Here is a 13,769-nt window from a genome sequence, read left to right on the forward strand (position 1 = left end):
TAACTGCTGATAGGGATCGGTTACTTGGTCTGCTTGCTCAGGCTATCACATCTTCCACAGTCCGCGTGGACAGAATGCGGCGGTTTTCGAAAAAGAACTCAATCTTATCCATTGCCTGGTTCAGTTCATCGATTGTTGGTAAAAACACAATCCTGAAATGATCATCGCTAATGTAATTGAAGCCAGTTCCGGCCACTACGAGTACTTTTTGATCGCTTAGCAAGTCATAGACAAACTGTTCGTCCGTTTTTAGACCGAATTTTTTCAGATCAATTTTTGGGAAAACATATAAAGAACCTTTTGGTTTTACGCAGGTTATGCCGGGAATGGAGGTCAGCCTGTCGTAAACGAGGTTCATTTGCTTATGCAATCTGCCGGTTGGAACAACCAGTTCTTTAATGCTTTGGTAACCTCCCAAGGCAGTTTGAATGGCATACTGCGTGGGAACATTGGCGCAAAGGCGCATGCTGGCGAGCAGTAAAATCCCTTCGAGATATGACTTGGCTTTTTGTTTAGCGCCGCTAAGGATCATCCATCCCCCACGGAAGCCAGCCGACCTGTAATTTTTTGAAAGTCCGCCGTATGTCACACAAAGCGTTTCCGTTACGAGCGATCCCATTGGGTAATGTACAGCTCCGTCGTAAAGGATTTTATCGTAAATCTCATCCGAGAAAATGATGAGGCCATGCTCTTCTGCAATTTTGGCAATGCGGATCAGCACGTCTTTTTCGTAAACAGCGCCCGTTGGGTTATTAGGGTTGATCAGGACGATTCCTTTTGTGCGGGAAGTAATCTTCTTTTCCAGATCGTCCAGATCGGGGTTCCAGTCCGACTCCTCGTCGCATACGTAATGCACGGGCGTGCCTCCGCTTAACGCGATAGCGGCCGTCCAAAGCGGGTAATCCGGCGATGGGACCAATATTTCGTCTCCCGGGTTCAGCAAAGCTTGCATAGAAAGCAGAATGAGCTCGCTTACACCATTGCCTATGAAAATATCATTTATTTCAACATCCTGAATACCAATTGTTTGCGTGTAGTGCATGACCGCCTTTCTGGCGGCGAACAATCCCCTGGAATCTGAATAGCCCTGCGCGTTGCGGAGATTCATGATGATATCGTGAACAATCTCATCCGGAGAGTCAAATCCGAACGGGGCTGGATTACCAATGTTCAGGTTATGGATTTTATAACCGAGGCTTTCCAGTTCCAATGCTTTTTGATACGTAGCGCCGCGAATCTCATATTTGAGGTTATTAAGGCGCTGGCTTTTTAAAAATTCCATTGATTTCAGATAGGATAACCACCAAAGTTAAAGAAAATCGATTAAAAAATTAGCTGGCCCGAGCCGGACCAGCTAATTTCAAACTATTACGTAATAAGGAAGTGTATTCTCTTGAATGGTGTATTATTTTCTTACCAAAATCTCCTCCGTAACCCGCCATCCGTTGGCCCCCATATATCCATATCTCAGATAAAAGGTTTTGGTTGCCGGATCATAAGTGTTATTTGCCTTTGGGGCACCGGTCCAGGCAGCTTTGTAGGGCGCAGGCAATTCTTTGTCAAATTGCGTGTAAGGCGCTCCTGCCGCTCCTGCTGCGGGTGTGATGGTTACCTTATTGGTTTTTGGATCAACCGTCAGATTAGCATTGTACCCCGATCCTCCTAAGTCACCCAGCTCTACCGAAACGGTTGTTGGCGATACAGTTACCAAGGGTTTGTTCTTCGCAACGGCTCTTGGTGCAGTCGGGTGATACACATATCCGGTTGCTGCGTAAGTGGCGTCGTAAATGTTTTTAGCCTTCACTCCCAGCAGGATCGTTCCGAAATTGCCGCTTACAATGCCACTGGAAACCGACTTGATCTGGATCGGAAGCACGTAATTTTTAGCAAAATCGAATTTCGAAGGTTTCAGTTTGATCACCACCTCCGCCCTGCGCTGTCCTTTTGGAATGACTACTGTCGCAGGAATTGTATAAAGATCCGGCGTGATGGCGTCAAATTCTTCTTCTTGCTCGGTGTTGTACTGCGTTACCGCAGCTGTGTCCACGCCCAATGTTACGGTGATGTCTTCAGGCGCAACATCCGCTCCGGAGTAACTGACAGTAACCGGATAATCGGCTTCATCAGCCAGGTCAAACGATTGGGAATAAAGTGAATACGTGCTGCCGGAAGGCGATGCAAAGCTGGACGGATTTTTAAATTCAACCACATTGGTCGACTTGTCCGGGTCAAGGGAAATGTCGTCTTTGAGGCAGGATGTCATGGCCACACCAAACAGGAAGAGACCAGCTATTTTTATTGAATAGTTCATATCAGATTTTTCAGTTAGGATCCCAGAAGATCAAATCAGTAAATGGGTTAATCACTCTGTAATTTCCAGCATTGTACGATTGCTCGGAAGTCGGATAGAGAATTCTCGAAGGAAGCTTGTCAGCACGGGTAGAGGTTGACAGTAAAGAGGCAATGTTGTGGTAACCATCACCATTTGGCACAGTGACCGGATAACCTGTTCTTCTGAATTCATTATAACCTTCCTCTGAATTGATCATATTCACCGCAATCCATTTTTGAGTAATGATTGCTTCCAGTCGCTGAGCAGGCGTTGTGGCGAGTTTGATGTTCACCAGATACCGGGCTGCATTGCCTGTTTTGTAAGCTGCTACATCTGCGGCTACATTCTTTCCTGCTGCAACCACGTTGGTTACATCTTTATACAGGTAAGTGTAGGATGCGGCGATACCAGCATCAAAGCTTGCGATGTAGTCACCTGTTATAAATCCTTTTAATCTTGCTTCGGCCTGTAGAAATTGCGCTTCGGCAAGCAGCATAAGCACTTGTCCCTGGCTTGGTCCCTTTAATACACCTAGTGCATTGCTGATGCTGGAAGCGCTGTTGAACTCGCCGCTATACCAGCTTGAATAGTTGGTAATAATGGTAGGAGCTTCCACTTCATTGCCCAGCTGGTTTACAGGCGTGCCACCGTCAAAATTTACGTAAGTCACAGATCCGCGTCCTTCATCGCTCAACTTTTGGCCCCCGTAAAAACCAAAAGCAAATTCAGTAGGAAGGCGGGAAGAGTTGGCAAGGGTTCCTGTTGACTGGTATCCCCAGGTATTCCAAAGCGGGTTTGGCTTGTCTTTCACATATCCCGGATTCACCATGGCATCATCCGTAATGAAGCCAAGAGTTTTGTCCAGCGCAGCAAATTGTGTAGTTGCAAAAGCAGTCAATGCGGGCACTCCCGAAATGCGGATTAAAATGCGAAGCTTAATTGTATTCGCGAACTTCTTCCATTCCTCCATATCCCCGCCAAACATCGGATCCGACGATGAATTCAATGCTGTCGGAAATTCTGCCGCATCGATCAGCGCCATTGCCGCATCCAGTTTCGTGATCAGATCCTGATAAATGATCGCAGCGTCATCATATTTCGGGGTCAGGTTCGCGTTGTTCTGCAAGGCTTCTGTGTAAGGCACGTCGCCGAATGCATCTACAAGTTTCTGGAAGTTATAAGCAACCATAATGTTCGCAGCTGCATTGGCATAAGCCTGCGTATTGTCTCCTTCCGTCTGATCGATTACATATTTGTAATCATTCAGGTTGTCATAAGCATTTACCCACAGGGCATTGTAGTTATCTGGGATCAGCTGGTAATTGAACAAATTGCCAAAACCGGAGAAACCACCTGCATTGGCCATATAACCGCCAAAGTGTGCACCGTAACTATTAAACTGGCTCGATACCGAAGCCGTCCCCGTTATAGCAGCAGGTAAAACAAGCAATGGTTGTACACTTGTCGCCTGGTTAGGGTTGTTATTTATATCTAGATAATCACTACAAGATGAGAGAACTGTGACTAACAGCACCAGCATCCAACTGATGTTATATCTTTTCATTGGTTTTTAATTAAAATGTTAATGATAATGTTCCGCCGAAGTAACGCGCAGGAGGCGTTTGTCCAAGGCTTGTGAAACCAACCGCATTGTTGTCAGCACCATTTGAGCTATACTCAGGATCTGTGTACAGGTTTGACTTTGGAGCCCATATAAAGAGGTTTCGTCCCTGAACACTGATGCTTGCACCTTTGATTACTTTTGTTTTGTCAAGCAATCCGGCGGGCAGCTCATAGCCAATGGATGCCTCACGTAATTTCCAGAAGCCTGCGGAGTTTGTAAAGTTTCTGCCAATGTCTCTATTTCTCGTTCCATCTGTCCAGAAATCAGCACCGCCGCTTCTTACGGCAATGTTGGTGTTCTCCACATATTCGCCTTCCGCATTTTGATAAGAAGAGTTCGGAATTACGAAACGATCCCTGTTGTACCAGCCTGTGCGAACACCAGCACCAGAAAAGTCAAATCCTCCGGAAACTGAATTGAAGATGTAATGTCCGTTGCGGTACTCAAACAGGAGGTTTAGTCTTATCTTTTTGAAGCTTATGCCTCCATTTACGCCAAGGATGTGTGGCGGGTTGGTGATGCCTATATCGTGGTAAGTGCCATCTGTCGACGGATAACCTGTTTTCGCATCAACGATAATTCTTCCTTGGGGATCGCGGTTGTAATCGGTTACCTGAAGAAGAGGAAAAGGAGAGCCTACTTTTGCAATCACTTTTGCAGGAGAACCGGAAGAACCAACACTTAACTCATTGGATTGTGCAGACAGGGAAAGCACTTCATTCTTGTTGTAAGTATAATTAGCACCCAAGTCAACGCGCAGTCCCGATGCAGTTTTAATCGGGGTAATGTGCAATGTTGCTTCAATCCCTTTGTTTTCAACCTCTCCAATGTTGGTTCTTAAAGATCCGTAACCCGTAGAGTTTGGAATCAAAACGGTAATGGTTTGGTCAACCGTGTTGGTTTGGTAATATGTAACGCCACCACCAATGCTCCATGGACGGAATTCGAAGTCAATACCGCCTTCTATTCCTGTTGTGATCTCAGGTTTCAGGTTGGAAGAAACAAGCACGTTATCCTGCACAAATCCAGCACCACTTGAATATGGGTAACCAAATGCTTGCGAGAATGTGCTGCTCAAAGAGTAAGCGCCAAGATTGTTCAAAGGAATAGGGCCAAAATCCCTGTTAGTGCCCAAATTAACCTGTCCAACTTGTGAGTAACCCGCGCGGAACTTCAAGCTCTCCAGGAATTCAGAATTCGCAAGTCCGGGAATCGCATCGCTGGCAATAAACGAGATATCAGCGGAAGGATAGAAGAACGAACGGTTTTCTTTCGCCAGGATCGAGCGCCAGTCATTTCTACCGGTAACATGCAGATAAAGGAATTCTTTAAAACCAAGACGGGCTTCTCCGTACACACCAATCTGACGTGCTTTGTAATTGCCTTCATTTGCAATCGGCGGGTTCAGGCTGTTACCGATATTGTAAAGTCCGTCGATCACCAGACCGTTTGCTACAACGCCCATTGCTTTTGTTGCGTTCTCACGCACGGTTGTTCCCAAGGCAATATTCAAGTTGAAATTCGGGCTCAGATTGGTTCTGAATTCAGCCAAAAAGTCATTTACAAATTGCGTTGTGTAACCTGCATAATCGATAACCGTTCCAGCAATGTCCGTTTTAGAGCTTCCCGAAATGCTTTTCGTATAATCGGTAAAAGTGAATTTGTCAGTATAAACCTTGCCCGACAAATTACGTCCGCTCATACCCACACGGTAAGTGAATGTCAGTGGTTTAACCGGATTCCACTTCAATTCCATGTTACCCTGCAAATAGTCGTTGCGCTGATCCCAGCGGTTGTTAGACAATGTGAAGTAGGGATTATGGTAATATTCGTTGAAATATCCATTGGGGTTAGCATATGGATTGTTTTGCCAATCTTCATAATTCGTAACATCTACTTGACCAGGCGACATTAAAAGGTTTTCATAAGCGGCTGCTGTTGCACTGCTTTGTGCGGTACGACCTGCAATGAAGTTTGTGTTAAATGAGGCTGTCAGATTTTTGTAAATGTGACGAACAACATTAGCACGGACGCTGTAACGCTTGTACTTATCGTAAGGAACAGTTGATTTTTGATCAAAATACTGTGCTGACAAGTAGAATGTGCCTTTCTCGTCACCTGATGTAACGCTTAGGTCAGTTTGGTTGGCCACGCCGGTGTTCCAAAAATCTTCACGGAAATTCTGTGTCGAATAAGGGACAGACTGGATAGAACCATCCTGCAACGGCTTTCCAATGTTTACCATCGAACCGTCAAATGCCGGACCATATTGCTGGTTTTCGTATGGCGTGTAAGCTGGGACATCATCCGGCGTCGTTCCCGATCCAAATCCGTTTTGCAGCTGAGGCAAAAAGCTTACTTTCTCAAGTGTTGTCGTGTTTGATATCTTGAACTGCGTTACGCCCGATTTTCCTTTTTTCGTGGTAACAATTAGGGCTCCATTGGAAGCATCAGAACCGTATAATGCGGCGGCACCAGCACCGTTCAGAACCTGAATATCTTCAATGTCTTCCGGGTTCAAATTCCCAAGGATATCATTGGTTGAGATAATGTTATCAATGACAACCAGTGCCTGGTTGTTACCTGTAAGTGAGCGGTTACCGCGCAGTACCAAACGGTAATTCGGGTTCACCCCGCTGCTTACACCCATTACGAGCAATCCAGGCACACGTCCTGCAAGGCTTGCTGCGACACTGATCGGTTTTCCCTGAACAATGTCCTGCGCTTTTACAGTGGTGGATTGGTTGCCAAGCTCACGGCGCTGTGCAGTAAGACCACCTGCGGTAATTACAACTTCATTCAACGCCAGTTCGTCCAGCGTCATGACCACGTCCAGGTTCCCGGACGATGGTGCTTTCAGTTCCTGATTAAGGAAACCGACAAAAGAGAAAATGAGTGTTTGATCCGGGCGCGCGTTGATGCTGTATTCACCCCTGTCGTCTGTGAGTGTTCCGGTGTTTGAGCCGGCAATTCGAATGGAAACGCCGGGCAGCAATGATCCGTCGTCTTTGGAAGTAACCGTCCCGGTCACCTCCCTGCTTTGGGCGAAAGCCTGACTGCAGAGCAGCAGCACCCCTCCCAAAAGGGTTAGTAGATTTTTTCTCATCAAGTTAGGTTTGTTATAAAAAGCTTGCTGTAAAAATAATTATTGTTTTGACAATTGCAATTAATAAGCCACCTTTTCTAGATTAAAATTTTGTCTGTATAGCAGTTACCGTATATTATATTTTACATCAGTGGTGTTATTCCAAATTAAAACAATGTTATAATGTTTTTGTCAGGTAAACGGCATAAAAAAAGGGGACAAATTGTCCCCTTTTAATGTATGTAAGCAAGCTTAATTAAAACTTATCCCACCATAGTTTAGTAGTTGCAAGGTCACCACCGATTGCGCTTGCGGCAGATTCACGGTTAGCGGGGTTCAACGTTTGCTCGTTGATCGGATAGATCATACGAACCGGAATGGCAAGTCCTGCTGGAACGTTTCCGCCTGATGGAGGAAGCAGTTTCGGGGAATCCAATCTTCTCCATTCAACCCATGATTCCCATCCTCTGTTGTAAAGAGCGATCCATTTCTGGAAACCGATTTTCTCTTTCCAGGTAGCAGCCGCAGTTGCGTAAGCCACTTTTGGTTGCGCAAGGTATGCTGTCGCCTGCGCCGCTGTTCCACCCCAGTAAGTGATAGATGCAGTTACAGCTTTGTTGTAATGTTCAGCAGCAGAACCTGTGATAAAGCCTCTTTCGATAGCCTCAGCCAGCAAGAACTCAACTTCTGAATAGTCGAGCAGCAAACCTTCAAGATCTGGTTCAATGATCTTGTCAGCAACGTGAGAGAACGCAGAGTAAGTGTTCAGCATTCCATATTTTCCACCAATATATTTACCGCCAACCGCTGTGAAGAATTGCTCTCTTCTCGGGTCATTCAGTTCATTCATTGGGTTAACAAGCGTCTCCGAAGCAACAAAATCCTGACGGGTTGAATACAATGGGTTCAGGTTTTGTGAAATTGGATTGTAGTTCGGAGGCGTACCAATGTAAGGGAATGCAGCTTTGTCGGCATTGGAAGTAAATACATTAGTTGCAGCCTGTGCAACCATTGTTTTCGCTTTTGCCGGATCGCTGTCCGCAATGATCATTGCCAGTTTCAATTTCAGAGAATTTCCGAATTTTTTCCACAGTGCAATATCTCCTTTGTAAAGCAGGTCGCCATCTTCGAAAGGGGTTCCTGTTGTGTTCAACTTTGGCAAAGCTGCGTCCAGGCGTGCAAGCAGGTCGTCGTAGATCGTTTTTGCATCGTCGTACTTAGGCAGCGGGTTCTCAGGATTCATTGCCTCTGTATAAGGAATGTTTCCAAAAGTGTTTACAAGGTCAGCCCAGGCCAACACTTCAATGATCTCGATCTGAGCCAACTGAACTTCCTTGGACGGAGCAGACAATAATGCATCCTCGTTCAATAGTCTTTTCGCTTCGGTCAAATCCGAAATCACACCTTTGTATAATCCCTGCCAGAAAGCCTGAGGAATTGTACGAGCAGTCAGGTTATATCTTGGTTCATCAAGATAAGTCGTTGTAGACCAATGTTGTACGTATAAACGATAGTTGTTTACGTTTACGTTCGGGCTGGTCAATGTATCTGCCAGGCCTTTCAATGCATTCGAGAAAAGCGTTACCGGCGGTACGACCGTCGCACGTTTCTGATCTACATTGTAGTCGTCCAGACTGTCGACGCAAGCGGTCAGCAGGAGAACGGGTAGAAAGAAAATGATTAGTTTTTTCATATTGCTTATTAGAAACGGAATTTAACATTGAAACCATAACTTCTTACAGCCGGATATGCACCACTTTGGTATCCACCTGCACCGTTGGACAATCCTGAACCCAATCCTTCTTCCGGATCAGAGTATTCCATGTTTTTGTGGATGATCCAAAGGTTACGTCCGATCAAAGAAAGGTCGATTGATTTGAATGCGCGAAGTTTGGTAACGATTGACTGAGGCACGCCGAAAGTCAAGGCAACTTCTCTTAGCTTCACATAGCTACCATCGTAGATATACATAGCGCGGGGAGGGTTTCCTGGATATCCGTATGCAGTTGCACCGTTTCCGTCTACGTTCGCAGCACGAACTGTGTTAGGAGAACCGTCAGCCTGAACACCTGGGAATAAAACACCGCCGCCTTGTGCAACAGGAGCTCTTTTCTCAACACCATTTTCGTTCAAGCCAGCAGTGATCGGGTACAAACCTGTTCCTTCACCATACCATTGGTCAAGTGACCAAACATCTCCACCGTGACGTACATCAAGCAGGAAGCTCAATGAAACGGATTTGTATTTAAGTGTATTGCTCAAACCACCGATCCAATCCGGGTTTGGGTTACCGATCACCTCAGCAGAGCTGGCAGATGCCTGATAAAGACCGTTTGGTCTTACGATTTTCTGACCATTTTCGTGGTAAACAAAGTTCGTACCGCGGATAATACCGAATGGAAGACCTTCAACTGATCCGTCTGGGTTTTTCTTGATCGCAGCGTTCAAAGTAACACCACCCTGAGGTGCTGCGATCTGAACATTCTGTACATCTCCGTAAAGGCTCAACACCTTATTTCTGTTACGTGCGAAGTTAACATTCACAGTCCAGGAGAAGTCTGCTGTTCTAAGCGGCGTTACATAAGCAGAAATTTCAACCCCTTTGTTTTCAACTTCACCCGAGTTCACATAACGGAATGCATATCCAGTGGCAGTGCTGATCGTCACAGGAAGGATTTGATCCAATGTGTTCGATTTGTAGTAAGTAACATTTAAGCCTACGCGGTCATCAAGGAATGCAGTTTCAAGACCGAATTCAAGGTTTTTGGTACGCTCTGGCTTCAAGTTTGGATTGTTCTTCGTGTTACGCAATGTAAAGTATGGCACAGAACCGATACCTGTAGGTTTGTCATACACGTCAAGCACGCTACCCCAAGGTGCATCATTACCTACCTCAGCATAGTTAGCGCTCAATTTACCCATTGTCAACCAAGGTGTTTTAAACATTTCCAGGTTGGAGAAGTTGAAGTTAGCACCGATTGCAGGGTAAAAATAGGTATTGTTACCATTTGGAAGCGTAGTCGATTTATCTTGTCTGGCAGTCAAATCAAGGTTAATCAATTCTTTGTAACCAAAAGAAGCCTGTCCGTAAAGACCATCCACACCAATTCTTCTGTAAACTTCACTTGGTGCTTCGATTGGGTTCACGCTGTTTCCGAGAGAATAAAGGTCAGGAACAACCATTCCACCATTTGTTTTTGCGCGGATAGATGTTTCTTTCGATCTGCGCATGCTTCCTCCCAATAAACCGGAAAAGTTGATATCCTTTGTAATCGCCTTGCGGAAATTGAAGATAACGTCAAGGTTGGTTTCGTTGAACGAACGGTTGAACCTGCTGTATTCCGCAGGACCAGCGCTTCCGAAAGCAATTCTTTCTTCCTGCATGTCATTTGTACCATTGTAAGCGAAACGACCTGTCAAATCAACCCACGGAGCAATTTTGTAAACAGCTTGTGTGTAACCGAAGAAGTTATCACGGCTGTCGTTGCTGTAATTTTTGTAGCGGGAGAAGTATGGGTTTTCAGAATAAATCGGGCCGTTCTGATCGATTGGCGCTGTTGGGTCACCCCAGTTCCAGGTTACATCCTGTTCGTTTCTGAAAAAAGCATCTTTTTGTTCCAAAAGGTCAACGTTTGTCTGGAACCACTGTCTGAACTGCTGGTTAGGGTTTTTACCATCGTAACCCGTTCCATATCTACCCATACCTTTAATTTGTGAGTAGTTGGCGTTAGCAGAAATAGTCAGTTTTTTAGTCAGATCATAAGAAGCTGAGAAGTTAAAAAGGTTTTTACCCAACTTACTGTTTGGCAAAACTCCTTTTTCATCATTTCTTGTAAAACCAACCTTGAAAGTTGAGTTGTCACCACCACCTGTGATGCTAACGCTTTGGTTAGAGTTTACAGCAGTTTCATAGAATTTGTCAGGGCCGTTAGCAGCTGCAACCCATGGACGCATTTTTCCGAAGTTCGGAGAGAATGGGTCGATTGCATCCCACTGGTAAACCATACGGCTTGGATCGAATTTCGCTCCAAAAGAAGCATCCGCATCGAAAACAGCAATATCGCCTTCGCCTGAGCCCAGGTCGCCGCGATAGAATTGATCAGCAGAGCCATTTCCACCGTAACCAGCACCATATTCTTTCTGGTATTTAACAAATGTTGATTTGTCAATTTTTCCCCAGGTCACGCCGCTGTTAACTGTTACGTCAAAGCTGTTTTTACGACCTTGTTTGGTAGTGATCAGGATTACACCGTTAGACGCACGTGAACCGTAAAGTGCAGTTGCAGCAGCACCTTTCAATACGTTGATAGAAGCTACGTTGTCAGGGTTAATATCTGATGCAGCATTACCGTAATCCGTTCCCGCGCGACCTGTTTGCTGATCCGTAGTGTTCGTGTTAGCGTTGGTAACAGGCACACCGTCAATTACGAAAAGCGCCTGGTTGTTACCTGTAATGGATTTGTAACCACGAATGATCACGTTTGTTGAACCACCCATGTTGTTGTTGGTTTTGATATCAAGACCTGCAACTTTACCTGAAAGGGCATTCATAAGACTTGGATTCCTTGCCTGGGTTATCTGTTCAGCCGATACTTGCTGGGCAGCATAAACCAACTCATTTCTTTTTCTTTCCTGGCCTAATGCCGTTACAACAACTTCCTGTAACTGGCTTACATCATTCTTAAGAGAAATGTTGATAGTGGTTTGACTTCCTACGGCGGCTTCCTGAGTCTGGAATCCGATAAAGCTAAATACCAGCGTAGAATTCGATTCTGCATTAATCGAGAATTCTCCCTGGGCGTTGGTGGTGGTACCGCGATTAGTACCTTTCAAAGAAATGTTCACACCCGGCAGCACTGAGCCGTCTTCAGCGCTGACTTTACCTGTCACGGCGCGATCCTGAGCAAATACCTGTGCCGTCAATAGCAACAAGCATCCCAGTAGGGTTAATAGAGTCTTCCTCATACGTGTTAAAAGAGTTAGATTTGTTATGTTAACATAATGTTGCAAAAATAATTATTAGTTTAACCATTACAACCTTTTAATTGCAAATTTTCAAAATATACTTTGGTATCCTCTGGGTTTTCGGCGAATTTTATACCTGGAATACGGCATTTTTTGCGATATTTTAAATGTTTGAATTTTCTGAAAAATCGGCTCTTGTTATATATTTGTTAACAATAAGGTGCTTTCTTTAACTTTTTCGTATCATTACTGGTAACTGGTTTTAAGAATAGTAAATGGCTAACTAGTTTGACGCTAACCCTATACGTTTCCGTAAACGAGAATGAATCTAAATTAAATTTTTTTAGAATTTATTCGCTCCAAACCGTTAACTAAGATCTTATTATATAGGATTATTCCAATAAATTAGAGTTCCCATAACCTTTCATTTATGCTCAAACAACTACTTCCGTTCGCGTTTGTTTTGTCGTTCCAGCAATCCCATGCGCAGTCCGATTTATCCTCCTCAATTGATCAGAAGGCACAATCACTGGAAAAAAAGCTCGTTGAATGGCGTCGTGATTTCCATCAGAATCCGGAGTTAGGGAACCGTGAATTCAAAACCGCTGAGAAAGTGGCTAACCACTTGAAGCAACTGGGCATTGAAGTACAAACCGGCGTTGCGCATACAGGTGTTGTGGGGCTGCTGAAAGGCGGAAAGCCGGGCCCGGTTGTAGCACTGAGAGCGGACATGGACGGGTTGCCTGTAACTGAGCGCGTGGATGTGCCGTTCAAATCAAACGTAGTGGTGGATTATAATGGTCAAAAAACAGGCGTAATGCATGCCTGCGGTCATGATACGCACGTCGCGATCCTGATGGGCGTTGCAGAAGTGCTGGCAGGAATGAAGAGTGAAATCCCCGGAACGATCAAGTTTATTTTCCAGCCGGCCGAAGAAGGCGCGCCGCAAGGAGAGGAGGGCGGGGCAAAGCTGATGGTGAAGGAGGGAGTGCTTGAAAATCCAGCTGTTGAAGCGATTTTCGGGTTGCATATTGATGCTTTGATAGAAGTCGGCAAAATCGCCTATAAACCGGGAGCGACGATGGCGGCGGTTGATTTTTTCAGCATTGATGTGAAAGGAAAGCAAACCCACGGCGCCTATCCCTGGTCCGGCGTGGATCCTATTGTCACTTCTTCGCAGATCATTATGGGATTACAAACCATTGTAAGCCGCAACCTTAATCTCACGCAGGCACCAGCTGTGGTCACTGTCGGCGCGGTGAATGGTGGCATCAGAGAGAACATTATTCCGGAAAGTGTGAAAATGATAGGCACAGTACGCACATTTGACGAGGGCATGCATACCTATGTGCACAAGCGTATGCATGAGATCGCTACTAACATTGCAGAAAGCGCTGGCGCAACGGCGAAAGTGAATATCAATGTAATGTATCCGGTGACGTTTAATAACGAAGCCTTAACGGCGAAGATGATCGGAACGCTGGATAATGTGGCAGGGAAAAGCAATGTGTATTTAATTCCCGCTAAAACGGGCGCGGAAGATTTTTCCTATTTTCAGCAAAAAGTCCCGGGTTTCTTCTTTTTCCTGGGTGGCATGCCAAAAGGTAAATCGGTTGAAGCAGCAGCGCCGCACCATACACCCGATTTCTATGTGGACGAAAGCAGCCTTGTACTGGGTGTTCGTTCGCTCAGCCGGTTGGCCACGGATTATCTGCAAATGGCTAACACAAGTAACGTGAAGAAAACGAAAAGCAAATAATCAG

The 13,769-nt window shown here is 45.3% G+C and carries 7 protein-coding genes; 1 reads left to right on the forward strand and 6 read right to left on the reverse strand.

Annotation, left to right across the window (positions count from 1 at the left end; all coding sequences use genetic code 11):
• Positions 1-37: 37 nt before the first annotated feature.
• The 6 genes from NFI81_RS24890 to NFI81_RS24915 all read right to left on the reverse strand — a co-directional run bounded on the left by NFI81_RS24890 (position 38) and on the right by NFI81_RS24915 (position 12,006).
• Entirely contained in the window at positions 38-1,282 is a 1,245-nt protein-coding gene (locus NFI81_RS24890; protein WP_275949724.1) for a pyridoxal phosphate-dependent aminotransferase, read from the reverse strand.
• Between the two features lie 123 nt (positions 1,283-1,405).
• Positions 1,406-2,311 (reverse strand): BT_3987 domain-containing protein, encoded by a 906-nt coding sequence (locus NFI81_RS24895; protein WP_234616190.1) that lies wholly within the window; start codon positions 2,309-2,311, stop codon positions 1,406-1,408.
• A 10-nt stretch (positions 2,312-2,321) separates the two neighbouring features.
• A complete protein-coding gene (locus NFI81_RS24900; RefSeq protein WP_234616191.1) occupies positions 2,322-3,896 on the reverse strand; it encodes a SusD/RagB family nutrient-binding outer membrane lipoprotein in 1,575 nt (524 codons plus the stop codon).
• A 10-nt stretch (positions 3,897-3,906) separates the two neighbouring features.
• On the reverse strand, positions 3,907-7,062 hold the full coding sequence (locus tag NFI81_RS24905; RefSeq protein WP_234616192.1) for a SusC/RagA family TonB-linked outer membrane protein: 3,156 nt from the start codon (positions 7,060-7,062) through the stop codon (positions 3,907-3,909).
• Positions 7,063-7,297: 235 nt separating this feature from the next.
• Complete coding sequence (locus NFI81_RS24910; protein ID WP_234616193.1) at positions 7,298-8,734, reverse strand: SusD/RagB family nutrient-binding outer membrane lipoprotein; 1,437 nt, start codon at positions 8,732-8,734, stop codon at positions 7,298-7,300.
• Positions 8,735-8,742: 8 nt separating this feature from the next.
• Complete coding sequence (locus NFI81_RS24915) at positions 8,743-12,006, reverse strand: SusC/RagA family TonB-linked outer membrane protein (protein ID WP_234616194.1); 3,264 nt, start codon at positions 12,004-12,006, stop codon at positions 8,743-8,745.
• Between the two features lie 430 nt (positions 12,007-12,436).
• Between NFI81_RS24915 and NFI81_RS24920 the strand changes: the two genes are divergently transcribed.
• Complete coding sequence (locus NFI81_RS24920) at positions 12,437-13,765, forward strand: amidohydrolase (protein ID WP_234616195.1); 1,329 nt, start codon at positions 12,437-12,439, stop codon at positions 13,763-13,765.
• Positions 13,766-13,769 lie beyond the last annotated feature (4 nt).

Source organism: Dyadobacter fanqingshengii (assembly GCF_023822005.2).
GTDB classification, from domain to species: Bacteria; Bacteroidota; Bacteroidia; order Cytophagales; family Spirosomataceae; genus Dyadobacter; species Dyadobacter fanqingshengii.

What these genes read in the sequence shown, in the direction of transcription:
- NFI81_RS24890 (WP_275949724.1), bottom strand. Translation starts at nt 1,282, where the DNA reads ATGGAATTTTTAAAAAGCCAGCGCCTTAATAACCTCAAATATGAGATT.
- NFI81_RS24895 (WP_234616190.1), bottom strand. Translation starts at nt 2,311, where the DNA reads ATGAACTATTCAATAAAAATAGCTGGTCTCTTCCTGTTTGGTGTGGCC.
- NFI81_RS24900 (WP_234616191.1), bottom strand. Translation starts at nt 3,896, where the DNA reads ATGAAAAGATATAACATCAGTTGGATGCTGGTGCTGTTAGTCACAGTT.
- NFI81_RS24905 (WP_234616192.1), bottom strand. Translation starts at nt 7,062, where the DNA reads ATGAGAAAAAATCTACTAACCCTTTTGGGAGGGGTGCTGCTGCTCTGC.
- NFI81_RS24910 (WP_234616193.1), bottom strand. Translation starts at nt 8,734, where the DNA reads ATGAAAAAACTAATCATTTTCTTTCTACCCGTTCTCCTGCTGACCGCT.
- NFI81_RS24915 (WP_234616194.1), bottom strand. Translation starts at nt 12,006, where the DNA reads ATGAGGAAGACTCTATTAACCCTACTGGGATGCTTGTTGCTATTGACG.
- NFI81_RS24920 (WP_234616195.1), top strand. Translation starts at nt 12,437, where the DNA reads ATGCTCAAACAACTACTTCCGTTCGCGTTTGTTTTGTCGTTCCAGCAA.